Source organism: Nocardia transvalensis (genome assembly GCF_015477765.1).
In the GTDB taxonomy this organism is placed as follows: Bacteria; Actinomycetota; Actinomycetes; order Mycobacteriales; family Mycobacteriaceae; genus Nocardia; species Nocardia transvalensis_A.
The window spans coordinates 58,138-84,197 of the sequence record NZ_JADLQQ010000003.1 but is presented as its reverse complement, the minus strand read 5'-3'; the positions used below and the strand labels follow the sequence as shown (position 1 = coordinate 84,197).

At 67.1% G+C, this 26,060-nt stretch carries 26 protein-coding genes and 3 tRNA genes; 18 read left to right on the top strand and 11 right to left on the bottom strand.

What is annotated here, in order from left to right; translation table 11 throughout:
• Positions 1-180 precede the first annotated feature (180 nt).
• The 6 genes from IU452_RS08450 to IU452_RS08425 all read right to left on the bottom strand — a co-directional run bounded on the left by IU452_RS08450 (position 181) and on the right by IU452_RS08425 (position 5,761).
• Entirely contained in the window at positions 181-1,029 is an 849-nt protein-coding gene (locus IU452_RS08450; protein WP_195108397.1) for an SDR family oxidoreductase, read from the bottom strand.
• Between the two features lie 152 nt (positions 1,030-1,181).
• Entirely contained in the window at positions 1,182-2,231 is a 1,050-nt protein-coding gene (rsgA, locus tag IU452_RS08445) for a ribosome small subunit-dependent GTPase A (RefSeq protein ID WP_195108396.1), read from the bottom strand.
• Between the two features lie 224 nt (positions 2,232-2,455).
• The gene (locus tag IU452_RS08440; RefSeq protein WP_195108395.1) at positions 2,456-3,391 is read right to left on the bottom strand and encodes a glycosyltransferase; all 936 of its coding nucleotides are present in this window, start codon (positions 3,389-3,391) and stop codon (positions 2,456-2,458) included.
• Positions 3,388-4,209: an ABC transporter ATP-binding protein gene (locus IU452_RS08435; protein WP_195108394.1), complete on the bottom strand. Its 822-nt coding sequence runs from the start codon at positions 4,207-4,209 to the stop codon at positions 3,388-3,390. The genes IU452_RS08440 and IU452_RS08435 overlap by 4 nt, the downstream gene beginning before the upstream one ends.
• Before the next feature lie 7 nt (positions 4,210-4,216).
• Entirely contained in the window at positions 4,217-5,041 is an 825-nt protein-coding gene (locus tag IU452_RS08430; RefSeq protein WP_324192553.1) for an ABC transporter permease, read from the bottom strand.
• 135 nt (positions 5,042-5,176) lie between these two features.
• On the bottom strand, positions 5,177-5,761 hold the full coding sequence (locus tag IU452_RS08425; RefSeq protein ID WP_195108392.1) for a bacterial proteasome activator family protein: 585 nt from the start codon (positions 5,759-5,761) through the stop codon (positions 5,177-5,179).
• 272 nt (positions 5,762-6,033) lie between these two features.
• On the opposite strand from IU452_RS08425, the gene IU452_RS08420 reads away from it, so the two are divergent.
• Positions 6,034-7,236: a cysteine desulfurase-like protein gene (locus tag IU452_RS08420; protein WP_195108391.1), complete on the top strand. Its 1,203-nt coding sequence runs from the start codon at positions 6,034-6,036 to the stop codon at positions 7,234-7,236.
• Positions 7,237-7,244: 8 nt separating this feature from the next.
• Here IU452_RS08420 and IU452_RS08415 read toward each other — a convergent pair whose 3' ends face one another.
• Together IU452_RS08415 and IU452_RS08410 are read right to left on the bottom strand one after the other, a co-directional pair.
• Positions 7,245-8,228: an NAD(P)H-quinone oxidoreductase gene (locus IU452_RS08415; RefSeq protein WP_195108390.1), complete on the bottom strand. Its 984-nt coding sequence runs from the start codon at positions 8,226-8,228 to the stop codon at positions 7,245-7,247.
• Between the two features lie 96 nt (positions 8,229-8,324).
• Complete coding sequence (locus tag IU452_RS08410) at positions 8,325-8,489, bottom strand: hypothetical protein (RefSeq protein WP_195108389.1); 165 nt, start codon at positions 8,487-8,489, stop codon at positions 8,325-8,327.
• Positions 8,490-8,616: 127 nt separating this feature from the next.
• On the opposite strand from IU452_RS08410, the gene IU452_RS08405 reads away from it, so the two are divergent.
• The 8 genes from IU452_RS08405 to IU452_RS08370 all read left to right on the top strand — a co-directional run bounded on the left by IU452_RS08405 (position 8,617) and on the right by IU452_RS08370 (position 17,312).
• Positions 8,617-9,792: an alpha-hydroxy-acid oxidizing protein gene (locus IU452_RS08405; protein WP_324192502.1), complete on the top strand. Its 1,176-nt coding sequence runs from the start codon at positions 8,617-8,619 to the stop codon at positions 9,790-9,792.
• 43 nt (positions 9,793-9,835) lie between these two features.
• Positions 9,836-10,324 carry a MarR family winged helix-turn-helix transcriptional regulator gene (locus IU452_RS08400; RefSeq protein ID WP_228817062.1) on the top strand — a complete coding sequence of 163 codons (489 nt, stop codon included), beginning with the start codon at positions 9,836-9,838 and terminating at the stop codon, positions 10,322-10,324.
• Positions 10,325-11,330: 1,006 nt separating this feature from the next.
• Entirely contained in the window at positions 11,331-12,890 is a 1,560-nt protein-coding gene (locus IU452_RS08395) for an asparagine synthase-related protein (RefSeq protein WP_228817060.1), read from the top strand.
• Positions 12,891-12,895: 5 nt separating this feature from the next.
• Entirely contained in the window at positions 12,896-13,171 is a 276-nt protein-coding gene (locus IU452_RS08390) for a PqqD family protein (protein ID WP_195108387.1), read from the top strand.
• A complete protein-coding gene (locus IU452_RS08385; RefSeq protein WP_195108386.1) occupies positions 13,168-13,674 on the top strand; it encodes a lasso peptide biosynthesis protein in 507 nt (168 codons plus the stop codon). The genes IU452_RS08390 and IU452_RS08385 overlap by 4 nt, the downstream gene beginning before the upstream one ends.
• 801 nt (positions 13,675-14,475) lie before the next feature.
• The gene (locus IU452_RS08380; RefSeq protein ID WP_195109034.1) at positions 14,476-14,667 is read left to right on the top strand and encodes a hypothetical protein; all 192 of its coding nucleotides are present in this window, start codon (positions 14,476-14,478) and stop codon (positions 14,665-14,667) included.
• Positions 14,668-14,675: 8 nt separating this feature from the next.
• A complete protein-coding gene (locus IU452_RS08375; protein WP_195108385.1) occupies positions 14,676-15,950 on the top strand; it encodes a hypothetical protein in 1,275 nt (424 codons plus the stop codon).
• Positions 15,951-16,253: 303 nt separating this feature from the next.
• Entirely contained in the window at positions 16,254-17,312 is a 1,059-nt protein-coding gene (locus tag IU452_RS08370) for an aldo/keto reductase (protein WP_195108384.1), read from the top strand.
• A gap of 158 nt (positions 17,313-17,470) precedes the next feature.
• Here the strand turns inward: IU452_RS08370 and IU452_RS08365 are convergent.
• Positions 17,471-17,555 (bottom strand) — tRNA-Ser (locus IU452_RS08365).
• Between the two features lie 139 nt (positions 17,556-17,694).
• Here IU452_RS08365 and IU452_RS08360 point away from each other — a divergent pair.
• The gene (locus tag IU452_RS08360) at positions 17,695-18,726 is read left to right on the top strand and encodes a HoxN/HupN/NixA family nickel/cobalt transporter (RefSeq protein ID WP_195108383.1); all 1,032 of its coding nucleotides are present in this window, start codon (positions 17,695-17,697) and stop codon (positions 18,724-18,726) included.
• 98 nt (positions 18,727-18,824) lie between these two features.
• Positions 18,825-19,880, top strand: coding sequence for an alpha/beta hydrolase (locus tag IU452_RS08355; RefSeq protein WP_195108382.1), 1,056 nt, complete (start codon positions 18,825-18,827; stop codon positions 19,878-19,880).
• A 10-nt stretch (positions 19,881-19,890) separates the two neighbouring features.
• On the opposite strand, the gene hisC is transcribed toward IU452_RS08355, so the two are convergent.
• Positions 19,891-20,964 (bottom strand): histidinol-phosphate transaminase, encoded by a 1,074-nt coding sequence (gene hisC, locus IU452_RS08350; protein WP_195108381.1) that lies wholly within the window; start codon positions 20,962-20,964, stop codon positions 19,891-19,893.
• A gap of 127 nt (positions 20,965-21,091) precedes the next feature.
• Between hisC and IU452_RS08345 the strand changes: the two genes are divergently transcribed.
• From IU452_RS08345 to IU452_RS08315, 7 genes are all read left to right on the top strand, one after another.
• Positions 21,092-21,817: a dienelactone hydrolase family protein gene (locus tag IU452_RS08345; protein WP_195108380.1), complete on the top strand. Its 726-nt coding sequence runs from the start codon at positions 21,092-21,094 to the stop codon at positions 21,815-21,817.
• A gap of 86 nt (positions 21,818-21,903) precedes the next feature.
• A tRNA-Ser gene (locus IU452_RS08340) sits at positions 21,904-21,993 on the top strand.
• A 43-nt stretch (positions 21,994-22,036) separates the two neighbouring features.
• Positions 22,037-22,109 (top strand) — tRNA-Arg (locus tag IU452_RS08335).
• 182 nt (positions 22,110-22,291) lie between these two features.
• On the top strand, positions 22,292-23,434 hold the full coding sequence (locus tag IU452_RS08330) for a DNA cytosine methyltransferase (RefSeq protein WP_195108956.1): 1,143 nt from the start codon (positions 22,292-22,294) through the stop codon (positions 23,432-23,434).
• On the top strand, positions 23,431-23,844 hold the full coding sequence (locus tag IU452_RS08325; protein WP_324192501.1) for a very short patch repair endonuclease: 414 nt from the start codon (positions 23,431-23,433) through the stop codon (positions 23,842-23,844). Before IU452_RS08330 ends, IU452_RS08325 begins: the two co-directional genes overlap by 4 nt.
• 58 nt (positions 23,845-23,902) lie before the next feature.
• Entirely contained in the window at positions 23,903-24,688 is a 786-nt protein-coding gene (locus IU452_RS08320) for a DUF998 domain-containing protein (protein ID WP_195108379.1), read from the top strand.
• A 155-nt stretch (positions 24,689-24,843) separates the two neighbouring features.
• The gene (locus IU452_RS08315) at positions 24,844-25,620 is read left to right on the top strand and encodes a maleylpyruvate isomerase family mycothiol-dependent enzyme (protein ID WP_195108378.1); all 777 of its coding nucleotides are present in this window, start codon (positions 24,844-24,846) and stop codon (positions 25,618-25,620) included.
• 25 nt (positions 25,621-25,645) lie between these two features.
• Here the strand turns inward: IU452_RS08315 and IU452_RS08310 are convergent, their stop codons facing one another.
• Positions 25,646-25,924, bottom strand: coding sequence for a putative quinol monooxygenase (locus IU452_RS08310; protein ID WP_195108377.1), 279 nt, complete (start codon positions 25,922-25,924; stop codon positions 25,646-25,648).
• Positions 25,925-26,060: the final 136 nt, after the last annotated feature.

Sequence of the window (26,060 nt, the reverse complement as noted above, 5' to 3'; positions counted from 1 at the left end):
GCGAAACGGACGGTCGGTACGTGATGTCAGTCATGCGTGTTAGCACGAGTACCACTGTGCGGCAACACATTTCGCTGTTGCGCACACAGATATGCCAATAATTGGTCGTCCGACCAACAGGTCTCGTTACGGTTGAGTGAGCCCCGAATTATCGTGTCTTGCGCCGGGTCTCGGCGATGGTCAGAGGAACAGATCTGTGGTGAGTGGGCCGTCGCCGGGAGTCACGCGGTACTTGTCCAGATCCGTAATACCGTGAGCCGCAAGGACATCCTCGTCGATGAAGAAGTTCCCGGTGGTGTCCTTGGCCGGAGAGGTGATCACCAGATAGGCGGCGTCGGCATAGATGTCGGGCGTGCGGGAGGTGGAGACCATCTCCTCGCCGCCGAGCAGATTGCGCACCGCGGCGGTGGCGATGGTCGTGCGCGGCCACAGCGAGTTCACCCCGATGCCGTACTTGCGCAGCTCCTCGGCAAGTCCGAGCGTGGTCAGCGACATGCCGTATTTGGCGATGGTGTAGCCGAGGGACTGCCCGGCCCATTTCGGGTCCAGGTTCAGCGGCGGCGACAGGGTCAGGATGTGCGGGTTGCGGCCGGCCTGGGCGGAATCCTTCAGCGCGGGGATGCACAGCTTGGACAGCAGGAAGCTGCCGCGGCAGTTGATGTCCTGCATCAGGTCGTACTTCTTCATGGGCAGCAGCTCGGTGGGCGACAGATCGATCGCCGAGGCGTTGTTCACGACGATGTCGATCCCGCCGAACCGCTCCACGGTCTCCCGCACCGCCGTCGCCACCGCCTCGTCGTCGCGCACATCGCCGACGAATTTGTGGACGGTGCCACCGGCCTGCTCGAGTTCGGCCGCGGCGGTGTGGATGGTGCCGGGCAATTTCGGATGCGGCTGGTCGGTCTTGGCGATCAGCGTGATGTTGGCCCCGTCGGCCGCCGCACGCTTGGCGATCTCGAGCCCGATACCCCGGCTACCACCCGACATGATCATGGTCCGGCCCGCCAGCGCCCTGCCTGCTTCCGTCATAGCTCGCTCCCATCTCGTGCGACAGCCCCCGACTCGATGATCCCGAGCCGACGGCCTCCCGGCGTCATATCCGCCCGATTCGCACCCTAGGCTAAACCTCCGCGGCTATGCAACAAGTTGCATAGCCGCGGAGGTTGCCGGGATCTCGGGATCTATCGCCGCCGCGACTGCCTCTCTCGGTACACCGACCGCTGGGACTTCTCGATGTTCTTCCACACCCGCAGGCGCTCGGCGCGCAGGCGGGCGTCGGTGCGGGCGGCGAGCCATTCGTTCTCGCGCTGCAGTTTGCGGTAGCTGTCGAAGCGGCGCTGCGGCAGTTCGCCGGATTCGAGCGCGGCGAGTACCGCACAGCCCGGTTCGGATTGATGCGCGCAATCGGCGAAACGGCATTCGGCGGCAAGGGTTTCGATATCGCTGAACGTCCGGCTCAATCCCTCGGTGGCGTCCCACAGACCCACCGACCGCAGGCCGGGCGTATCGATGAGAGTGCCGCCGGCGGGCAGCGGCCGTAGCTCGCGATGCACCGTGGTGTGCCGGCCGCGCTTATCCGCGGCGCGCACCTCGTCGGTGGCGAACACTTCCTCGCCGAGCAGGGCGTTGGCCAGCGTCGACTTGCCCGCGCCGGACGGTCCGAGCAGCACGACGGTGCCATCGAGCACGGCGGCGAGCACGTCCATACCCCAGCCGGTGGTCGCACTGACCGCCAGCGTCGTGGCGCCGGGCGCGATCGCGCGCACCTCGTCGACCGGAATGTCCACGGCCAGATCGGCTTTCGTCAACACCACCACCGGTTGCGCACCGGATTCCCAGGCCAGCGCCAACATTCGCTCGATGCGGCCCAGGTCGACATCGCCGTCGGCGGCGGTGCACACCAGGACGGTATCGACATTCGCGGCCAATACCTGTGCCTCCGAGCGTCCGGAGACCGCGGCGCGCACGATGGCGGAGCGCCGCGGCAACATCCGTCGCACGGTGAGGTCGGCATCCAATGCCACCCAATCGCCGGTACACAGGCCGTTGACGTTGGTATCCGCCCGCGGGCAGCGAGCGCGTGCGAGGCCGGTCGGCATCGCGACGTCGCATTCGCTGCGGTCCATCCGGATTACGCGGGCCGGGACCCAGCCGGTGTCGAGCAGCCCTGCGTACGCAGCGGAAACGGCTGCAGTCCAGCCGTAAGGTACGAGAAGGTCGTAATCGACCATGATGAGGAGTCATCCTTCGTCGGGCACCGAGCCCGACGCCGGGCTCAGTGAATCAGGCAGAGGGCGGAAGTACGTGCGGCAGCGCGGCTTTCGTCTCCGAGCCGCTGCACGCGCGCGACAACCCGAACGTTCGCTTTCACGTATTCCACCTCCTTCGCCTTCCGACGAGTTCTCGTCTGTGTGGGTACAACGATGACAGCACGGCCCGGTGGGCCGCAATCCATTTATTTCGAGGGCTGGTCGGGCTTGTGGAACTGCTCGCGCCGACCCAGGCGCCGCAGCCGCAACCACTCCCGCAGCCCGGCCGGATCGCGCTGCTGCACCAGGAAGAACCAGGAGAACCGGGCCCACTCCTGCGGCAGCAGTTTGCGCATGCCGGGCTGGGCCATCAGATAGCCGCGATTGCGATAGGTGAAGTAGCGCTTGACCGGATCGTCCGGGTACTGGGTGTGCATGCGCCCGCCCAGGATCGGCTTGAATTCGGCCGACCCGTTGGGATGCAGATAGGCCGTCTGCAGGCAGGTGCCGAACGGCAGGCCCGAGCGCACCAGCCGGCGATGGACCTCCACCTCGTCGCCGCGCACGAACAGCCGCAGATCCGGAACCCCGATCACGTCGATCGCCTCGGCGGAGATCAAGGCGCCGTTGAACAGTGAGGCGATCCCGGGCAGGAAGTCCTCCTCGCCCAGTTCGGAGCGCAGCCGCCGCCACACCACCCCGCGCCGCAGCGGGAAGGCCAGCCGGTTCGGATCGTCGATATCGGCCACGACCGGCGACACCTCCGAAAGCCCGTGCCGCTGAGCACAATTCGCCAGCGTCTCCAGTACTTCCGGGCCCTCGGGGCGGCCGTCGTCGTCGGCCAGCCACACCCAGCCCGCGCCGAGCGTCAGCGCATGCAGGATGCCGAGCGCGAAACCGCCCGCGCCGCCGAGATTATGCTCCGATCCCAGATAGGTCGACTCCACCGGCTGCTGCCGCACCAGCTCACCCACCTCGGGCTCGTTGGCGTTGTCGACCACGATGAGATGATCGACCGGGCGCGTCTGCGCGCAGATCACCTTCAGCGATTCGGCCAGCAGTTCCCGCCGCTTGTGCGTGACGACCACCGCAATGATGCGGGCCGAACCGCCGGGTGCGGGCGAAGCCGCCTGATCGATCATGCGGAATTACGCTCCAGTTCCCGTTCTTTTTCCAGCTCGCGCTGAATCTGGGCGACGTGGTCGCCGGCCTCCGGACCCTCGTAGGCCCGCACCACGTCCACGATGTCACCCTGCATCTTCATCTGTCCGTGGTCGATCCAGATTGCAGTGTCACACAGTTGCGCGAGGAATTCGTTGGAGTGACTGCAGAACACGAGAATGCCGGAGCGGGCGACCAGGTCGCGCAGCCGGTGCCGCGCCTTCTTCATGAATTCCGCATCCACCGCGCCGATGCCCTCGTCCAGCAGCAGGATCTCCGGGTCGATCGAGGTCACCACGCCCATCGCCAGGCGCACCCGCATACCGGTCGAATAGGTGCGCAGCGGCATGTTCAGATACTCGCCCAATTCGGTGAATTCGGCGATCTCGTCGACCTTGGCCAGCATCTGCTTGCGGGTCTGCCCGAGGAACAGGCCGCGGATGATGATGTTCTCGTAGCCCGAGATCTCCGGATCCATGCCGACGCCGAGATCGAATACCGGCGCCACCCGTCCGCGAATGCGCGCGCTGCCTCGGGTGGGCTCGTAGATACCCGACAGCAGGCGCAGCAGCGTCGATTTGCCCGCGCCATTGTGGCCGACCAGACCGATCCGGTCGCCCTCCTTCAGCGACAGCGTGATGTCGCGCAGCGCCTCGACGACCACCACATCGGACTGATTGCGCCCGATCGAGCCGCCCGCTTTCCCTAGAAAGGCCTTTTTCAGCGACCGCGACTTGGCGTCGAAGATCGGGAATTCGACCCAGGCATTGCGGGTTTCGATACTCACGTGGTCGGTCATTGAGCCTTCACACCCAGTAGGGGACACGGGAACGGAATCGCTTTATGGCCAATATCGCCGCCACCCAGCCCACCACGGTGAACACTCCGACGACGATCCAGTGCCGGAGCACGATCGGCTCGCCGAGCAGCGGGGCGCGCACGATCTCGAGGTAGTGATAGGTCGGGACGAGCTCGACCAATCGGGCCCGCTCACTCACCGAACCACCCTGATCGTGCAGGACGTTCGTCGACCACATGACCGGAGTCAGCACGAACAGCATGCGGGTGAGGCTGCCCAGGATCGGGCCGATGTCCCGGTAGCGGGTGCTGAAGATGCCGAACGCGATCGACACCCACATGGCGTTGAGGAATATCAGCACGATCGCCGGAATCGACAGCAGCACGGTCCAGCGCAGATCGCGCCAGATGCTGAACGCGCCCAGCATCACCGCGTAGATGACCAGGTTGTGCGCGAAGAACAGGAACTGCCGCCACACCAGCCGGTACACGTGCACGCTCAACGCCGATGGCAGCTGTTTGATCAGGCCCTCGTTGGCGATGAAGACGTCCGAGCCCTCGAGAATGCTGGCCTCGATCACGTTCCAGACGATGATGCCGACCGTCACGTACGGCAGGTACTTCGACAGCGGCTGGCCGAGCAGGGTGGCGTAGAGCAGCCCGATCGCAGCGGCCTGCACGGCGGTCGAGATGGTGATCCAGAACGGCCCCAGCACCGACCGCCGATACCGCTGCTTGATGTCCTGCCACCCCAGCGACAGCCACAGCTCACGCTGCGCGAATCCACCGCGCAGGTCCTTGAACGCACGTCCGAAAGACTGTGAATCCGACACTAGCGGTACCGGGGCGTCGACCGGGCTCTGTTCGGCGGTTGCCGACTCGGCTGGAGCTGCTGCAGGCACAGTGCTCGACTGTAGCGGAACCGACGGCTGAGCAGCGCTACGCCTGCATACAGCGACTGCCCGGCCCTACAGATACTGGCCGGGGGACGACCCGCCGTGCTGACCGCCCTCACGCTGCACCTGCGCGCCCGGCGGCAGCGCGTGGCGCATCTGCTCCAACTGCGCCCGGGCCGCCATCTGCTGGGCGAACAGCGCCGTCTGGATGCCGTGGAACAGGCCCTCGAGCCAGCCGACCAGCTGGGCCTGGGCGATCCGCAGCTCCGCGTCGGAGGGAACGGAGTCCTCGTTGAACGGCAGCGCCAGCCGCTCCAGCTCGTCGCGCAGATCCGGCGACAGGCCCTGTTCCAGCTCGCGGATGGAGGTCTTGTGGATCTCCTTCAGGCGATTGCGGCTGGCTTCGTCGAGGGGCGCGGCCCGCACCTCCTCGAGCAGCTGTTTGATCATGGTGCCGATGCGCATCACCTTGGCCGGCTGTTCGACCATGTCGGCCAGCGATTCGTCCTTGCCGTCGGAATCCGCCCCTTCGGCATTCTCGCCGACGACCTGACCGGTGACGGGCGCGTCACCCTGGGCCCCCGCCGGAATGACCAGCGGGCGGCCCTCGGGTCCGATCACCACAATGGAATCCGGTGCTCCGTCCGATTGCGTCATGATCCCCATCATGTCGCGTCCGGTCGATGCGCGCTAAGTGGGGGCGGGGGTGCCCATCGGGGGTATGGGCGTTCGTGACCGCAAGTATCCTGTTGCGGTCTTGTCCGCCTCGTGGTTCGGTTTCGCTGAAAGTCGGTTGCCATGCTGCGTGATGTCACACCCGGTTGCCCGCGCGGTAGCGGATCGTCCGCCCGGCGCGCAGGTACCGACAACCGGACAGTTGCCGGCGACACGGTTACGCCGACTTGCCCGCTGCCCTTAGAGTGGCCAACATGACTTACGACGTCGCGAGGGTTCGGGGCCTGATACCGTCCCTGGGCGACGGCTGGATCCACCTCGATCCGCAGGCGGGCATGCTGGTCCCGGATTCGGTATCTCGCGCCGTATCAACAGGTTTCCGTACCTCCGCATTTTCCCATTCGAATCGGCACGGCGCCGCCCGGCGCAGCGCCGCCATTCTGGACGCGGCCCGGGAGGCGGTCGCGGATCTGGTCGGCGGCGACCCGGCGGGTGTGGTGCTCGGCCCGGATCGGGCGGTGCTGCTGGCCTGGCTGGCCGAGTCGTTGAGTTCGCGGCTGGGGCTGGGCACCGGGATCGTGCTGTCGCGCCTGGACGACGAGGCGAATGTGGCGCCGTGGCTGCGCATCGCCAACCGATATGGGGCGCACGTGCGTTGGGCCGAGGTGGAAATCGAGACATGTGAAATGCCGGCGTGGCAATTCGAGGAGTTGATCGGTCCCACTGCGCGTCTGGTCGCCTTGACGGCCGCCTCGCCGATCGTGGGATCCGCGCCCGCCGTGCGGGTGGCCGCCGATCGCGTGCACGAGGTGGGCGGTTTGCTGGTCGCCGACTGCTTCGGTGCCGCGCCCTATGCGCTGATCGATATCGATGAGCTCAATGCCGACGTGGTGGCGCTGTCGGCCCCGGCGTGGGGCGGCCCGCAGATCGGCGCGCTGGTGTTCCGCGATCCCGCCTTCCTCGATCGCATTCCCTCGATGTCGTTGAATCCCTATGCCAAGGGCGCCGAGCGGCTCGAGGTCGGCGGCCATCAATATGCCCTGCTGGCCGGGCTGACCACCTCCATCGACTATCTCGCCGGGCTCGACGAGCAGGCCGCGGGCACCCGCCGGGAGCGGTTGGAAATCTCGATCACCTCGCTGCAGGACTATCACGACCACCTGTTCGAGCACCTGATGGAGGTGCTGGACCGCATTCCGAATCTGACGGTGATCGGCCGCGCCTCCACGCGAATCCCCACCGTAAGTTTCACCATCGCCGGGATGCAGGCCGAGAAGGTGTCCGCGCGCCTGGCCGACCACCGCATCGGCACGCTCAGCGGCGTGCACGGCGGCAGCCGCCTGCTCGACGCCCTCGGCGTCAACGACGAGGGCGGCGCGGTGACCATCGGTTTGGCCCCGTACACAACCAAATTCGAGATCGACCAGCTGGGGCGGGCCCTGGCCGCGCTGGACTGAACTCCGGGTCAGCGCACTCGCAGAATGACCTTGCCGACCGTGTCGGACGAATCCAAGAGGCGGTGAGCCTCGGCGACCTCGGTGATCGGTAGTTCGGCGTGGACGACGGGCACGACCGTGCCGTCGGCGATCAGCGGCCAGAGGTGGCGGCGCAGGTCGGCGATGATCTCGCCCTTACTCGAGCGGCCGGTGGCGGGACGACGGCGCAGGTTGGTGGCGTGCACGGTGCCGCGCTTGCCGAGCAGCGCCGACAGATTCAGCTCGCCGCGGACCCCGCCCTGCATGCCGATGATGCACAGTTGGCCGTCCTCGGCGAGCGCCTCCACATTGCGGGTCAGATAGGCCGCGCCCATATTGTCGAGAATGATGTCGGCGCCGCCCGATTCGCCCAGCACCGCGACGAAATCCTGGTCGCGATAGTTGATCAGGATGCTCGCACCGAGTTCCTCGCAGCGGTCCAGTTTGTACTGCGATCCGGCGGTGACCGCCACGCGCGCGCCCCGGCTCACCGCCACCTGGATGGCGTGGGTGCCGATGCCGCTGCCGCCGCCGTGAATCAGCAGCAGTTGTCCGGCGTGCAGCCCCGCCCGCATGACCAGATTCGACCAGACCGTGGCGGCCACCTCCGGCAGCGCCGCCGCGGCGGCCGGGTCCAATGCCTCCGGCACGGGCAGCACCTGGGTCGCGGGCACCACGACCCGCTCGGCGTATCCGCCCCCGGACAGCAGCGCGCAGACCCGGTCCCCCGGCTGCCACTCCTGGACGCCGGATCCGACCTCGGCGATCACGCCGGAACATTCCAGTCCGAGAATGTCGCTCGCCCCGGGCGGCGGTGGGTAAAGCCCTTGCCGCTGCAGCAGATCCGCCCGATTCACCCCGGCGGCCGTGACATCGATCGACACCTCACCGGGCCCGGGCGCCCCCACATCGGGCACCTGCGCCCATCGCATCACCTCGGGCCCACCGAACTCGTCGAGCGTCACCGCATGCATACCGCGACCTTACGACGCGGCTCCCACCGACCGCCGACCACCACGCCCGGCGACACGATCGCGCCCGGAGCCGAAATCTCCGGGCGCGCGTGAAAATCATTGCCAGCCTTTGGCTTCGCGCTTGGCCTGAATCGGGTCTTCCCCCCTGTCCACCTTGGACAGGGCCTCGCGCAGCTGGTCCTCGCTCATCTTGGAGCTGCCCTGGATCCCGGCCTCGTGGCCACGGCGGCGCAGCTCGGTCAGCGTGTCCTGCTCGGCCATGATGCACCTCCTTCCGCGTCTGCTCGTCCGATACCTGCCGCGTTCCGGTTACCCGGTGGATGCGAGCACATTCGGCGGCAGCGGAATTCGTGCCCATGGTCGAAATTCGGGTACTAGCGTGTGCCGGGTGAGCAGTTTCGCCGACTTCCAGAACGAGATCTACCTGGCCGGACTCAGCGGTGCCCGGCCCGAATTGCCGATGACGGCGCAGGGATTGGAGCAGCGCGCCCGGGAGGTCCTGGAACCGGCGGCCTTCGCCTACGTGGCGGGCAGCGCCTCGGCCGAACGCACCGCGGCGGCCAATCTCGCCGCCTTCGAGCGGCATCGGCTGATCCCGCGGATGTGGCGCGGCGCCAGCGGACCCGATGCTCGCGACCTGTCGGTCGAGGTGCTGGGCACCACGCTCGCCGTGCCGGTGCTGACCGCACCGATCGGCGTCCTGGAACTGCTGCACGAGCACGGCGAAATCGTGGTCGCCGAGGTCACCCGCGAGCTGGGTGTCGGCATGGTGCTGTCGACGGCTGCCTCGTCGAGAATCGAGGATGTCGGCGCCGTGGCCGGGTCGTGGTGGTATCAGCTGTACTGGCCGGGTGATCACGAGCTGGCCCGCTCGCTGGTCGACCGCGCGGTGAAGGCGGGTGCCCGGGCGATCGTGGTCACCGCCGATACGCCGGCGATCGGCTGGCGCCCGCGCGATCTGGAATTGGCGCACCTGCCGTTCCTGCAGGGCAAGGGCATCGCAAACTACCTGTCCGATCCGGTCTTTCGCGCGAAACTGGCCGCCCCGCCCGAACAGAGCCAGGAGGCGCTGCAGACCGCGATCCTCACCTGGGCCGGGCTGTTCAGCAATCACGGCCTGCGCCCGGCCGATATCGCCCGGCTGCGGGAGTGGACGGATCTGCCGATCGCGGTGAAGGGCATCCTGCATCCCGACGACGCCCGGCAGGTGGTCGACGCCGGTGCGGACGGGGTGGTGGTGAGCAATCACGGCGGACGCCAGGTCGACGGCGCCATTGCCGCACTCGACGCGCTGCCGGCGGTGGTCGCCACCATCGGTGACCGCGCCGACGTGCTGTTCGATTCCGGGGTGCGTACCGGCTCCGACGTGATGGTCGCGCTGTCGATGGGTGCGAAGGCCGTACTGTACGGGCGCCCGTGGGCCTACGGGCTGGGCCTCGCGGGGGCCGACGGGGTGCGGCATGCGTTGCGGTTGCTGCTGGCCGATCTCGATGCCACCATGGGGCTTTCGGGCTGTGCCACGGTGGCCGACCTGAATCGCGCGCTGTTGTCGACGGCTCGCTGACCAGTGCGTGCTGTGACCTTTTTGCAACCAATAGAATGATTTTATGGCTTACGAACCGAGCGGTCGCACGGCACCGGAGCCGAGGTGGCTCAGTTCGGCCCAGCAGCGTGCCTGGCGCGCCTACATGGACGGTCATCAGCGCCTGATGTCGGAGCTGAACCGGCAGTTGCAGCGCGACAGCGACCTGAGCCTGGCCGAATACCGCATCCTGGTGCTGCTGTCGGAATCACCGGACCTGTCCCTGCGCATGAGCGACCTCGCCGACGGCGTCCTGTCCTCGCGCAGCCGCCTCACCCATCAGATCCGCCGCATGGAAGCCCAGGGCATGGTCCGCCGCACCAGCTGTGAAGAGGACGGCCGCGGCGTCCGCGCCCACCTGACCGACGAGGGCATCCGCCGACTGCGCGCCGCCGCCCCCGGCCATGTGGAAGCCGTCCGCCGCGACTTCATCGACCTGCTGACCCCCGACCAACTCGCCACCATCGGCGAGGTCTTCGAACGCGTCGACAAGGAAATCACCAACCGTTCATAGTTGATTTCCGGATCATCTTTTCTCAACGTTCGGACGAGTCCGGGCTTCCGTGGCGGTCGGAAAGCTGATCGAAAACCTCCATCTGCATGTAAATTGTGCGGCGACAAATTTCGCACTTGGAAGTAACGTCGGCGCAAGCAATATGATTCGCTCGGCATGCTAACGATTATTGGCCAGATTTAGGTGATCGGTAGGGGTCGACGAAAAGGCCTGGGGAGGCTACGGTTATTCCTTACCAGACATCGGGTCGGATCTGTCTCGATGCCGAGATGCATTGCGGTACAGCGGAGTCCGCTGCATGTTTTCCGATCACCTCCGCATTAGGTGGGCATCATGCTACAACTTGCCCAATCTCCCCGGTCTCTGCAAGAAATTGTCTCCCTTGCGAATTGGAGACCACCCGGCATGGATTGTAATACCGCGCCGGATCGGTACGAATGATTCGCCCCCCCGGGCGCCATCTGATCTCGTTACCACTGGAATTTCCTGGAATGCGGCCTGGTAAAGGCCGTGTGCCGGTCTGCATCACGTGCTGCAGACCGGATCGTAGGCGTGGGCGACCACGGTTTCGTCCACGGTAGAACGAAATTGGAGAAAGGAGGTGACAACAAATGACGAAGATTTCCTACAGCGAGCCCGAGGTGATCCGCCTGGGTACGGTCGAGGAGCTCACCGCTCTTGTGTTCAAGGGCGTGCCCGATCTTCTCAGCCACGGCAACATTCTCTAGCCGTATGAAGTGATCGATCCGTGGTCCCCTCCCGTCGGTTCGTGACTGGGAATCCGCCGGGGGAGGGGGCCACCTCAGCCAAAGTTCTTGGCGGATGAGAGGTTCCGTCCATCATGGACCATTCTCCACTTACCGTGGACTACCTCGGTTGCGCCGGCCGAGTGACCTTGCCACGCGACGGGGCTCCCGTCGATTACGCGTGCGTTCCCTTCACAGCCTTCCCCGAACGTACCGCCCCCGCGAGCCCGGAGTTTCTGCGGCAGTGGACCAGACCGGGGATGGTCCGGGCTGTCCAGCCCGCGCGTCCGGTCGAGCGAGCCCATCTCGCACTGGGCGGCACCCTCGTCGGATCCCTGGACGATGCCCTCGTCGTCCGGATCACCGCGACGCTCCGAAGCGGACGTTATCCGGATCTGGCCGGGCTGCCGGGCGATCTCGTCGGCTGCCTGGTCGCCGACGATCGGGTCTTCCTGTTTCGCAGCATGTTCGCCCGAAACACCTTGTTCTACAAGCAGTCCGGTGCCACGGTCGAATGGTCCAGCGATCCCGCCGACCTCGTCCCCGACGCCCTCGACCGTCTGGACCGGAAGACCATCTGGCGAATCTGCCGTGGCGACAGCATCGTCGCCTATCCCGAATTGGCGTTGCTCCGCCCGGGCCACCTGATGGTGTTCGACGGCCTGTCGACCAGGGTCGTCCAGTACGACCGGATCGAGCCGAAGCCGCTGCCGCGGGGTAGCACGCCGCGCGATTATGCGGACCGGGCCTGGGAACTTCTCCTGGCCGCGACTCGGCCGTACGCTCATGGGGGTCGCATCGGCCTGCTGCTGAGCGGCGGCCTGGATTCCTCCGCCGTAGCCGCCGCGCTGGCGGCCAACGGTGCTGAGGTCACCGCCTATCACCTGGGCACCGACGATCCGCTGGCCGATGAGTCCGGCTACGCCCGCGAGGTGTGTCGGCATCTGTCCATCCCCTTCGTACCGATCATGACCGACATCGGTGCTGGGCATGTGAACAAGGATTGGCGGTTCTCCCACCCCTACAACCACACCGGATATCGCTGGTTGGAGCAGACCGTGCGGCGTCTCCGGCAGGACGGCGTGGCGCTGCTCACCTGGGGTCGAGACGGTGACCTGCTGTTCAGCCCCGCCCCCGACTACGGCCTGCACCATGTGCTGTGGGGTCGGCTGAGTTGGCCGGAGAAACGCCTGATGCTGCGGGGCCTGCTCTGCTCGCGCTGGGGGCTGAACGACTTGCGCAAGAGCGTCCGTCGGTCGTACCCACTGGCGACGGAGGCCGCAGTGGTCGACGACAGCATGCGGCACCCCGACTTTCTCGTCCCGATGCCGGGCGTGCCGCTCGAGTTGCCCGATCTGGAATTCTTTCCCGAGGAACAGACCACCGATCTCGCCCTCGCCTGGCCGCACGGCCTCCAGTTCTGCTCTCCGATGGCCAATCGAGAACTGTATGAGCTGATGACCGGCATGCCGGTGGCCTACCGCTGCATTCCCTATGGCGGACGCATCATCAACAAGCCGGTACTGCGGTTGATGCTCGAAGATCGGCTGCCACCGATGATCTGGCGCCGGCATGGTCGGCTGTGGTTGAGCTCTCCGCACGAGAACTTCTGCCTGAATCACCCGCAGCAGCTCGCCGAACTGCTCGGGCCCGACTCCCTGCTGGCGCGAATGAACATCGTGGACCCGCAGCGGTTGACCGCCGTGCTCGGTCACTCGCTGTCGATCCGCCGTAACGCGCAAAGCCTGATCTACGCGGCCATGACGGAGCTTTTCCTCCGCAGTCTGGAAAGCCGGACATCGCACCCGGTGAGGAGCTGATCGGTATGTCACTGTTGCAACTCGGCGCCGACGCCGTCCTGGACACCACCGATGGTGTCGGCATCATTATGGACTCCCGGCAGGGTGTCTACTTCGAACTGAATCCCGTGGCCACGCTGATGGTGCAGGCCGCGATGAGCTCCGAGACCGTCGAGGAAGCGGTGCGAGAGCTCGAGCAACGCATCCATGCGAGCCCGGAGACGCTGCGCACCGGTCTGGGCAAGCTGATCGACCAACTCGACCGACACCGGCTCCTCGCACGAACGGATGCGCCACGATGACCGATCTGGCACACCAACTCGAATCCATGCTGTCCGATATCGACGGCGTACCACCACCGCCCCGCCTGCCCTACCGGCTCCGCGGTTACGCGCTGCGATGCACCTGGACGGCACTGCGCCTGCTCGGCGAGCAGGGCTGGGGCCCCGCACACGGCTACCTGCTGGATCTGCGTCCCGGACCTGGCTGGCGGATGCCCGCCGAGCTGGAACCGCCGGTGGCGATCCGGCTTGCCCGCCGCGAGATTTTGTTCAGTCAGCTGGTCCTGCGAGTGGTACACCCCAACGGGCCGTGCCTGCCCCGTTCCCTGTCGCTGGGAACCTATCTCTCGGCCATCGGCCTGCCGGCCGAGGTCATCGTGGCGCGGGCGCGCATCTGCACCAACCCCCGCTACTCATTCCACTCGTGGACGGAGCTGTACGGCGAGGTACTCAACGACAACCAGGACGTCACCCTGGGATTCTCGGTGATGCAACGGGTCTGCGCGCAAGCCGTCGGTGCGTGACCAGCCTTCGCCTGCTCCCCTGCGGTGGGTGTGGGATTTGAACCTGTCGCTTCTCCCAGGCCGACCGCGCGACCAGCGTAATTCGGTGCATCTCAGGTGATTTCGGCTGGTTTGCAACCAACACACTAGGGCCAGGTGTTGACGCGATCAACACCGATCCGGAGTCGAAACCGCCGGGCCCGCCCCAAGGTTCGGCTTCTGATCGGACCCATTGTGGTTGCAGGCAATGTACGCGCCGATGAGGTATTCGATGCCCGCGTTGGAGCGGACAGATCCGATCTCGCCCATCCGTGACCATGTCGGCAGACCACAGTCGAGCAACCCTCAGCACCCCCTGCAGAACACGCGATATGCAGCTATTACCGCGCGTCGCACTGAGCCGTGGTCGGGCCGCCAGTTCGGCATCCGGGTTGCGGACCTCGACATGCTGCCAAGGGCCTTGACGCAAGATCAATCGTATTGTGTCATTCGCGACGTGCCCGCAGGAGCGCGGCGAATTCGTGGGTCGCGCCCATCGGGCCGCTTGTCATTTTTCTGGTCATAGGACGAGGGTGGGACTGGCGTTCCCAGGAAAAGCTCTCCCTTCCCCTGGCCCGGGCGTGGCAACATTCTGGTTATCGGTATGTGGAGTAGAGATCGGGTGGACACTGAGGGAGGAGTTTCGTGCCGCATCCACTGTGCTACTCGTCGCTTTCCGATCCTGCGGTGAGGTGGACCGGCGTTGTCAGGGGCCTTTCCTCCCCCCGGATCCTCACCGCCGCAGACGGATGTCCCGACACGGTCACGACACAGGAGGACACGATGGCTCTCACCGTCGACACCTACCGGATGCTGGGTCGCTCCGGGCTGCGGGTCTCACCGCTGGCGCTGGGTACCGCGACCTTCGGCGCCGCCGAGACCGGCCAACGATCTCGGCTTCCTCGCTCGAAACCGAGTCTGCTCCACGACCTGTGGTTGCCGCCGAATTCCAGCAGCACCCGCAAGGAAAGGTGATCGACTCGATGGAAACGGGTACCCTGCCGACGCACCCCACGGCTCCCGGTAAGGCTGAACGCATCAGTGTCGACGACGTCGCAGCGGTCATCCTCCGCAAGCACGCACCGATGATGCAGCTGTTGTGGTGGGTGGATAATCCGGTCGACGTCTCGCGGCTGAATGACTTGCGGCACAGCCTGATCAACGGTCCCCTTTCCCGCAGCCTGGTCCCGGCGCGGATACCGCTGGCTCGCCCGTATTGGACACGCAGCACCTACAGCTATCCGGTCACCATCGACCCGGACCCGGTGCCCGCCACCGAGGCGATGCGGTGGGCCGACCACCAGGTCGCCGCGGCATCCTTGGACGTGAGAGCCGGGCGTGGATGGGCGCTGTCCGCGGCGAATCTCGACGACGGCGGCTCCATCGTCTCTGCCGTCGTCTCGCACGCCATCACCGACGGTCAGGGTGGCCTGGCCGCCCTCGATTTGGCTGCCCGCGCCGACCTGTCCCAGGCGCTGCCGGATCACCAACGACCCACGCTGCGCGATGATCTGGTCGATGCGTTCACCGTGGGTGCGCGCGCATATCTGCGGGCCGCACTCCCCACCGCCCTGGTCCGCGCACAGGCGACCAAAAATTCGCTGATACTGAGCAAACTCGTATCGGGGACCGGCAGAGGCGCCGGAGATGCGGGTCCGCTGCCGGTGGTCGTCGGGATCAGCACTGATCAGCTCCGTGACGTCGCCGCGGCGCACGGTGGCACCATGACCGGGCTGATCACCGCGATCGCCGTCAACGTCGCTCACTCCGTCAACGACTACCGCGTCCGGACGCTGCGAATCATGGTGCCGGTCAGCCTCCGCGAAGCCGGCGACACCTCTGCCGACAACCAAGCCGCGAGAGCCGACTACGAGCTCGACCTGCCCGCGGGCACGCGCTACACCGACCTCGCAGAGATCCGCCGCCGCAGCAAAGCCGCCTACGCCGCAGCGGAGATACCGTCGGGAACCGCGGGCCAGCGTTTCGACGTCCTGATCTCCAACGTCGGACTCGTCTCCCCCGAGGTCATCGACGCGGTCGGGTCCGCCCGGGCATTCGCCGCCCGCGCTGTCATCCCGCCGCCGTTCCTCGGCATCGTTGGCGCCGAGGATGAAGCCATTCTGGTTTACGCCGTCCACAGCCCGGAAACCACCTACCTCACCTTCCAGCTCACACCCCGCTGGAAAACCCCACTCGGCCCCCATCTCGACCGCGAACTCCAGCACTGGGAGGTCACGCCCCAACACACCACCTGGTAGCACATGGAGCCGGAGAGCGAACTGATCGCTTACTCAAACTATGACATGGATCATAATCATGGGACCTTCGCATGAGCGCCGGGCCTTGTCAGCCATGGTCGACCGGCAGCCGCGCTTTTCTTTGCCTGATCCAAGCAGTGACCAGCACGGTTGCGCATGTCGCTCGCAATTTCTCTGATCATCCGGTGGAGGTAGTACTGGCGTTCCCAGGAAGAACTGTCCCTTCCCCCCGGCTCGGCGCCGCAGCAAGCTGGTGGCGGACACGGTGTACGAATCAGGAGGAGTACGACGCAGGAGGACACGATGTCGCTCACTCTCGACACCTACCGGCTGCTCGGGCGCTCCGGGCTGCGGGTCTCGCCGCTGGCGCTGGGAGCGATGACCTTCGGCGCAGACTGGGGCTGGGGCGCCGACACCGCCGAGGCCCGCAAGCTGTTCGACACCTACGTCGAACGCGGCGGCAACTTCATCGACACCGCCAGCATGTACACCAACGGCAGCTCCGAAAAGCTGCTGGGCGAGTTCACCCGCGACAACCGCGAAAGCCTGGTGCTGGCAACCAAATACACCCAACCGCGCCGACCGGGTGACCCGAACGCCGCTGGTAACCAACGCAAGAGCATGTTCGCGTCGCTGGAAGCAAGCCTGCGACACCTGAATACCGATTACATCGACCTGTTCTACCTGCATATCTGGGACTTTCTGACCCCGGCCGAGGAGATTCTGCGCGGCCTGGACGATTTAGTCCGCCAGGGCAAAGTGCTGTATGTAGCGATCTCGGATACCCCTGCCTGGCAGGTCGCGCACCTGCAGACCATCGCCGACCTGCGCGGGTGGTCACCCCTGGTGGCGCTGCAGATCGAATACAGCCTGATCGAACGCACGGGCGAGCGCGACCTGATTCCGATGGCACGCAAGATGGGGCTGGGCGTGATCCCGTGGTCGCCACTGGCCGCCGGGATCCTCACCGGCAAATACAGCCGCGCCGACCTGGCCGGGCAGGGCGGGCAGCCCGCCGCCTCGGGCGAGGACACCCGCAAGAACGTGCTCCTCGCGCGCGGCAGCCTCACCGAGCGCAAGTTGGCGATCGCCGAGGTGGTGAAACAGGTTGCGGCCGAACTGGGTAAGACGCCCTCACAGGTCGCGCTCGCCTGGACCCTGCAGAACCCCGACGTGACGGCACCGATCATCGGCGCGCGGACCCCGGCCCAGCTGGAGGACAACCTCGGCGCTCTCGACGTCGAATTCGACACCGCCCACCTCGCCCACCTGAACGAGGCCAGCGCCATCGACCTCGGCTTCCCCCACGAGTTCCTGGCCGCGTACAACGTTCTCGGCGATCTAGAGATCGAAACCCGCTGACCGTACCCTGAGCGAAACTGACTCTGACACTCGACATCGAGGGCTCCCTCCCAGGGAGCAACTACTGGCGTGGTTGCCGACATCCCCTCAGATGCCCAAATGTTGACCGCGCGTTGACGGCCGATCCCATCCTGCCGGATAGGTGCAGGTCACGCTAGCGGTGGGTGTGGGATTTGAACCCACGGTGGCGTGAACCACGACGGTTTTCAAGACCGTTCCCTTAGGCCGCTCGGGCAACCCACCCTGCTCCGTGTGCCGGAGCGCTCCCAGCCTAGTGGCGGGGTGGGGGATGTGCGCAATCGGTGGGGCGGGCGGGGCGGAGTTGTACGATTGACCGGCTCGGATCGGGAAACGGGGTTTCGCAGTGCGCAGCGTGGTCGGTATGGCGGTCGCCGTCGTGGTCTTGCATGTAGTCGGGTGGGCGACGCTGCTGTTGGTGGTGGTGCCCGAACATCATCTGGTGAACGGGGCGGTGTACGGGGTCGGGTTGGGCGTGACCGCCTACACCCTGGGGATGCGGCACGCCTTCGATGCCGACCATATCGTCGCCATCGATAACATCACCCGAAAATTGGTGGCCGAGAACGGGAAAGCGAAATCGCAGTCGGTCGGGTTCTGGTTCTCCCTGGGCCACTCGTCGGTGGTCTTCATTCTGGTGGGCCTGCTCGCGCTGGGCGTGCGGGCGCTGGCGGCCAACCTGCAGGACGACGATTCGGCGCTGCAACGCTGGACCGGACTGTGGGGCACCAGCGTCTCGGGTCTGTTCCTGATCCTGATCGGACTGCTGAATCTGGCCTCGCTGATCGGGATCTGGCAGGTATTCCGCCGCATGCGTCACGGTGCCGTCGCCGAGAGCGAGCTGGAACGCGCGCTCGAACCCCGCGGTGTACTCGCGCGGGCACTGCGCCCGGCCATGCGAATGGTGCGCCGGCCCTGGCACATGTATCCGGTGGGGCTGTTGTTCGGGCTCGGTTTCGACACCGTCACCGAGGTGGGCCTGCTGGTGATTGCCGGTGGCGCGGCCGCGACCGGCCTGCCGTGGTACGCGATTCTCGTACTGCCCGTGTTGTTCTCGGCCGGTATGTCGCTGTTCGACTCGCTGGACGGTTCGTTCATGAGCCATGCCTACGGCTGGGCGTTCGTCCGGCCGATCCGCAAGATCTACTACAACCTGGTGGTCACCGGACTGTCGGTCGCGGTGGCACTGCTGGTCGGCGGCCAGGAATTGGTGTCGCTGGTGGCCGAGAAGCTCGGCGTCGAAACCGGGGTCGTCGGCTGGGTCGGCAATCTCGATCTCGGTGCTCTCGGATTCATCATCGTCGGACTGTTCGCGGCGACATGGGCGGTGGCCGCGGCGGTCTGGAGGTTCGCCGGTGTCGAGCGGCGGTGGGGCGGGCAGTACCTGTCGGACTGAGCCATCCGTCATTCCGGCATGTGTCGCGGATCACTTTCGCCGCGACTTGTAGATGCGCCCCACCACCGTTGTCGATGGCCTCTGGCAGGATGGCGGCCATGGTTCGTCGCCGGTTGCGGCGTCGGCTGTCCGGCGCCTTCGCCTGTGCCGCACTGCTGCTCGGTGCGGCGTGGTATGCCGCACCGCCGATCAGCGCCGCCCCGCCCCCACAGTTCAACTCCGGCAGCGCCGACGGTCCGCCCCCGGCGGTGGACGATCAGCGCCCGGAGCTGGCATCCATCGACCACATCGAGCCGATCACCGACCGCTGGCTGCGTGTGTTCGTGAAATCCCCGGCGATGCATCGCACCGTGGAGGTGCAGGTGCTGCTGCCTGCCGACCGCAGCCGTCCGCGCCCCACCCTGTACATGCTCGACGGCCGCAGTGCCCCCAAGGACAGCAACAACTGGGCCGAGAAGGGCGGCGCCGTCGAGTTCTTCGCCGACAAGAACGTCAACGTGGTCCTCACCGTCGGCGGCCCGGCCGGGTACTACACCGACTGGCAGCGGCCGGATCCGGTGCTGGGCACCAACAAATGGGAGACCTTCCTCGCCCGGGAACTGCCCCCGCTCATCGATGCGAAGTTCGAGGGCAACGGCCGCAACGCCGTCGAAGGCACCTCGATGGGCGCCGAGGCGGCGGCAATGCTGGTGATGCGCAACCCGGGGACCTATCGCGCGCTCGCCGCGCACAGCGGCTGCTACGCCATGGGCTCGGATGTGGGCCAGGCGCAGGCGCGTGCGGTCGTGCGGACCTACGGCGGCGACCCGGACAACATGTTCGGCAAACCGGACGACCCCGACTGGCTCGCCCACGATGTGATGGCCCACGCCGACGACCTGCGGGGCACGGCGATCTTCCTGTCCGCGGCCACGGGACTGCCCGGCCCCTTCGACGGTCCGGGCAATCCCGATTCGACCAGTTCGGTCGTCTTCGGCGGCCCGCTGGAGGCCGCCGCCTACGCCTGCACCCTGGCATTGGAGGACCGGCTGGAGCGGATGCAGATCCCCGCGACGGTGGACCTGCGCCCGGTCGGCACGCACTCGTGGCCGTACTGGGCCGACGAACTGCCGCGCGCATGGCCCACCCTCGCGGCGGCGCTGGGCGTCCGCTGAGCCGGACGCCTCAGCCGAGGAACCGCTCGACGACCTCCGGATCGGTTGCGAAGGCCAGGAACTGGTCGTTCTCGTGCGGATCGCCGACGGTCACCCGCACGCCGTCGGTGCCGTACGGCCGCACCAGCACGCCGGCGTCGGCGCTGGCATCGCCGCAGGCGGCGCTGCGCTCGCCCAGCGGCAGCCAGACGAAATTCGCCTCGCTCGGCGGCACGGGGTAGCCCGCGGCGATCAGCGCCGCGCGCATCCGGTCCCGCTCGGCGATCACGCGGTCGGTGCGCTCCAGCAATTCGTCGCGGGCATCCAGCGAGGCGATGGCGGCCGCCTGCGCGACCCGGTTCACGCTGAACGGGATGTGCACCTTCGACAGCGCCGTGATCACCTCCGGATCGCCGACGGCGTAGCCGACCCGCAGCCCCGCCAGCCCGTAGGCCTTCGAGAAGGTGCGCAGCACCACCACATTCGGCCGATCCCGCCCGATCTCCACACCGTTGGGACGATCCGCGAGCCGCACGTATTCGTAATAGGCCTCGTCGAGCACCACCAGGATGTGCTCGGGCACCGCGTCGAGGAAGCGGATCAGGTCGGCACGCCCGTAGGCGGTTCCGGTCGGGTTGTTCGGGTTGCAGACGAAGATCAGCTTGGTGTTGTCGGTGATCGCGGCGGCCATCGCCTCGAAATCGTGCGCGTGGTCCGCGGTCAGCGGCACCTGCACGGCCCGCGCCTTACCCACCTGCGTGACGATCGGATACGCCTCGAACGACCGCCAGGCGAACAGCACCTCGTCCGTCGGTGCGCCGCAGGTGATCTGGACCAGTTCCTGGCACAGCGCGACGCTGCCGCAGCCGACGGCCACGTGCTCCACCTCGATGCCGTGGAACTCCGCAATGGCCGCGCGCAGCTCGCCGGCCATATTGTCCGGATACCGGTGGGCGAGCTCGGCCGCCTCGGCGATGGCCTTGGCGACGGTCGGCAGCGGGCCGAGGGTGGTCTCGTTACTGGCCAGCTTCACCGCACCCGGATGGCTGCGGCCGGGGACGTAAGCGGGGATGGACTCCAGGTCCGGGCGAATGCGAGCGGTCACATCAACCACCCTAGAACGTGCCGGACGATCGTGATCTCGAGTGTCGCCGCGGCCGGAAAATTTCTGGTCGACGGCCCCCTACGTGCGGGTTCTCCCGAACTTTCTCGAGGCGAACTACCCTAGTCGCATGTCGGGCGTCTATCGAGATCACGCACTGCTGCGCGCGACCGATCCGGCGGCGGAAGATCAGCAGCAGCCGGTGGTGCGGGTCCGGGTGCCCATCACCGTGATCGAACCCGAGGGCAACGCCCGCGGCGGGATCGTCGTGCTGCACGAATCACGCGAGTTCGCCGATTCCCTGCTGGAGTTCATGAAATCGCTGGCGGGGGAGGGCTGGATCGTCGTGGCGCCCAACCTGTTCCATCGCAATGGTGCCAGCGAGGAGACGGTGTTCGGCGACGACCTGTTCACCGATTCCGATGCCTGCTTCGCCTGGCTGCTCGAGCGCGGGGTGCATGCCGACTGCATCGGCGTACTCGGCTTCGACTCCGCCGGGACGGCCGCTCTGCTGGTCGCCACCAATCGGCGGATCGGTGCCGCGATCAGCGTGGCGGCCCCCGGCATCACCGAACCGATCGCCGAACGCGCGGACGCGCTCGTCCACGCCGCACCCCGACTACAGGCGCCGTGGCTGGGCCTCTACGGCGCCGACGATCCGGTCACCCCGGCCGAGGAGGTCGAGCAGCTCCGCGAGGCCGCCGCCCACGCCGCCGTCGCCACCCTGCTCGTCACCTATCCCGGCCTGCATCACCGCGCCGACCATCCCGGCTTCGACCCCACCGTCGAGGATCCGGAGACGGTGGTCGACGCGCAGACCCGCATCTTCGACTGGTTCGACAGCCACCTGCGCTGACCAGCCGTTTTGCGTCCAGAGCGGACGATCTGTACTCTTGCCTCTCGGCGGTTCGAAAGGACCGGGCCCTCGACGAGAAGGCTCCAGGAGGCGTGCCAGAGCGGCCGAATGGGACTCACTGCTAATGAGTTGTCCCTTCACGGGGACCGGAGGTTCAAATCCTCTCGCCTCCGCCAAGCCCGGCAAGCCGGGCTGCACAACTGAATACGCAAGACCCCTGCGCCCGTAGCTCAACGGATAGAGCATCTGACTACGGATCAGAAGGTTGGGAGTTCGAGTCTCTCCGGGCGCGCTCGAAAAACTGTCCCCCATCGGTTGAAACCGATGGGGGACAGTTGCTTTCGCGCGGGTGTCGCGGTGTCGATCGCTGACTGCGCCGAATGGCTCGAGTAACGTGCTTGCCCGGGCCCGGTGCGCTGGTCGGCGGTGCCCGCACGGTACTCGGGCGAAAGGACAGGTGTGACGGGCGCGCGGATGGTCGGGCTGTTCGCCGGTATCGGCGGACTCGAGCTCGGGCTCGGCGCGCACGGATGGCAGACCGAGCTGCTGTGTGAGATCGACCATGGGGCGCGGGCGGTGCTGTCCGCGCGTTTCCCCGAGGTCGAACTGCATGCGGATGTGACGCGGCTGCGGGCCCTGCCGTCCGGCACCGATCTGGTTGCCGCCGGATTTCCCTGCCAGGACCTGTCGCAGGCCGGGCGGACCGCCGGAATCACCGGCGCCCGTTCGGGATTGGTGGACGAGGTGTTCCGGCTGGTGCGGCGCCGGCGCGGCCCGCGCTGGCTGCTGATCGAGAATGTCCCGTTCATGCTGCAGCTGGGCCGCGGGCAGGCGATGCGCCACATCACCACCGCCCTGGAGGAGCTCGGCTACACCTGGGCGTACCGGGTGGTGGATGCGCGCGCCTTCGGGCTGCCACAGCGCCGCCAGCGCGTGCTGATGCTGGCCTCACGCACCGAGGATCCGCGGCCGGTGCTGTTCGGCACCGACGCCGGGCCACGCATCATCGGCGATCCGGCCACCGACCCCTGCGGCTTCTACTGGACCGAGGGCGTGCGCGGACTGGGCTGGGCGGTCAACGCCGTGCCCACCCTCAAGGGCGGGTCGGGCCTGGGCATCGCCAGCCCCCCGGCGGTGCGTCTGCCGTCGGGTGAGATCGTCACGCCGGGCATCACCGATGCCGAACGGCTGCAAGGATTCTCCCGCAATTGGACGGCCCCGGCGCTGACCGCGCCCGACGTGCGCCAGGGCCATCGCTGGAAGCTGGTCGGCAACGCGGTGAGCGTGCGGATGGCCTCCTGGGTGGGTGCCCGGTTGACCGCGCCGAGCGCGGAGTGCCTGCCGGACGAGGTTCCGCTGAGCGGTCATCGCTGGCCCACGGCGGCCTGGGGCCGTGCCGGAGTGGCCTACCGCATGCCGGTGTCGACCTGGCCGGTGCACGAGCCGTATGAGGATCTGCGCTGGTTCCTCGAGGACGCGCGGCTGCTGTCGGCCCGCGCCACCGCCGGATTCCTCCGCCGCGCGGGCCGCGGCAGCCTGCGATTCCCGCCCGGATTTCTGCAGGATATGGAGAACCATCTGGCCCGAATGGGAGGCTTTCCCCAGGAGGCAGCGTGACTGAACGACCCGGCACCGATGCGGTGACCAGTGCTCGGATGGCACGCCAACGCCGTGCCGGCACCGCACCCGAGACCGCGCTGCGCAAGGAATTACACAGGCGCGGTTGCCGGTTCTTCGTCGATCGCGCCCCGCTGCCCGGTCTGCGCAGGCGCGCCGATCTGGTATTTCCACGGCGCAAGGTGGCCGTCTACGTGGACGGCTGTTTCTGGCACTGCTGCCCGCAACACGCCACCTATCCGAAGAACAACGCCCAGTGGTGGGCGGACAAGCTGGCCGGGAACGTGGCCCGCGACCGCGACACCGACGCCCGGTTGATCGCGGCCGGATGGCAGGTCGTGCGGGTCTGGGAGCACGAGAGCGCGGCCGACGCGGCCGATCGCGTGCAGGCCGCGTTGTCGGGCCCATAGTTCATGATGGAGGGGGACCGAGGCGACCAGCCGACCGATTTCCCGAGACGGAAGGGCGATGACGCCGACCGAACCCACCCCCGAGGCGGTGGCCGTGCTCGAACCGCCGACGCCGCCCGGGCGCAGGCGTTTCAGGGCCCTGCGCTGGTGTATCGCGACGGTTATCGCCGTCGCCGGTCTCTGCTATTCGTCCTGGGTGCTGGAGTTCGTGTTGCCGGTCGGCCTGAACCCGGTCACGTCCTTCCTCAGCGAACTCGATGCCGAGGGCCGCCCGTACGGCTGGGTGTTCTCCACCGCCGACACCGTGACCGGCACGCTGGCATTGATCGCCGCGGTGGCGGGGCTGTTCGCATTCCCGCGGCGCCCGCTCTCGACCGTCGGCTGGGTGGCGCTGGGCTGTTTCGGGGCCGCGACCATCGCCGACGCCCAGTGGCCGATACGGCCGTGCACATCTCGAACCTGCGGTGGGCTGTTCCCGCAACTGCATCAGGTTCACGCGCTGACCAGCACGTTGGCGGTGACCTCGATATTCGTGGCGATGATCGCATTCAGTGCGGCCGCGTTCCGCTATCGGCGCTGGCCGATCCTGCGGCATTCCGGCCTGTGGATTCTCGTTCTCGGGGCGGCCGTGACGGCCTGGATGCTGATCGCCGACAACCTGCCCGGCAACTATGCGCTCGGCATCGCCCAGCGCATCCAGGTCGGCGCGATGTCGCTGTGGCTGGTGATGCTGGCGGTCCAGATCTGGGTGGCCGGTCGCACGGTCAGCGACGACGGGCCCGCACGGCCACCAGTGACCGCGGAGCCGAGGAGGCGAGCGCCCCGGAGGCGGCCATGGCGGTGAAGACGGCCAGGCCCATGGCCACGACTATTGCTTCGATAACGATGCTCATGCTTCCACCGTGGCAGCGCCGCCTGTAAGGGGTCCGTGCGCAATATCAGGAAAACCTGAGAATCGGGGGAGGCGTTCGGGCGTCGCGGTGAGTAATCTCGAGAATCGTGACCAGCGACGCGCCGGAGCTCACCGAGCACCTGTCCCTGCTCGATACCGTCGACGAGGCTACTCAGCGCCTCCTCGGCGCCGTGGCCGAACTGCGCGACAGCGATGTGCCCGAGCCCTCCCTGCTGCCGGGCTGGACGCGCGGGCATGTGCTGGCGCACCTCGCCCGCAATGCCGACGGTCTGCTGAATCTGTTGCTGTGGGCCCGCACCGGCATCGAAACCCCGCAGTACGCAAGCCAATTCCTGCGTGACTCCGATATCGAGGCCGGTGCCCCGCGCCCGATCGCCGAGCAGCTGATCGATCTGCGCGCCGCCTCCGATCGCTGGCTGGCGTTGGCGCGCACCATGCCCGCCGACCGCTGGCCGCGGCTGATCCGCACGCGCACCGGCAAGGAGCTGCCCGCGACGGTGGTGCCGTGGCTTCGGTTGCGCGAGATCGAGATTCACCATGTCGATCTGAAAGTCGGCTACCAGCCCTCGGATTGGCCCGCCGAGTTCGTCGCCCGCCTGCTTCCGGAGGTGGTGGCGGGCCTGGACCGTGCGGCGGCCACCAATCGTCCCGCCGACGCCAAACCCATGACCTCCGACCCGTCCCAGCCGCCCCCGCCGAGCTTCACGATCGAAACCACCGACACCGGCTACACCACCACGATCGGTTCCACTCCGACCACTACTGTCACCGGCTCGGCACACAGCGTCGTGGCCTGGCTGATCGGGCGCTCCGACGGCTCGGATCTCATCGGCGACCTGCCCACGCTGCCCGCGTGGCTGTGACGGCCCCCACCGCGGAGCGGGACGACTACAACTGCTGCTCGGTGTCGCAGGTGAACTCGCGGACGTCGGCGTCGACGATCCGGTCCGACAGGTCTTCGCCCGGCCCCTCGCCGCGGAAGGCTTCGACGGCCGCGCGGGTGGTCCAGCGCTCGTAGACGTTGACCCGGTCGGGCTCGACCAGGTCGGCGCCGAGGCTGTAGTCGAGGCAGCCGTCGGCGGCGCGGGCCGCGACGACCACCTTGCGGCAGGCATCGAGATAACGGTCACGATCGGTGACCCGGAGATAACCGGCGACGATCAACACGCCTCGCACTCTAGGCCGGGGCCGGTCGCGGCGGCGGAAAATCGGTTGGCCCGAGCGCGAAGAGCTGGCAGCCTGGAAGTTCGTACCCCCGGTGTGAGCTGCACGACCGTGTTCTGTGCGGTGGCTGGGACCTCAT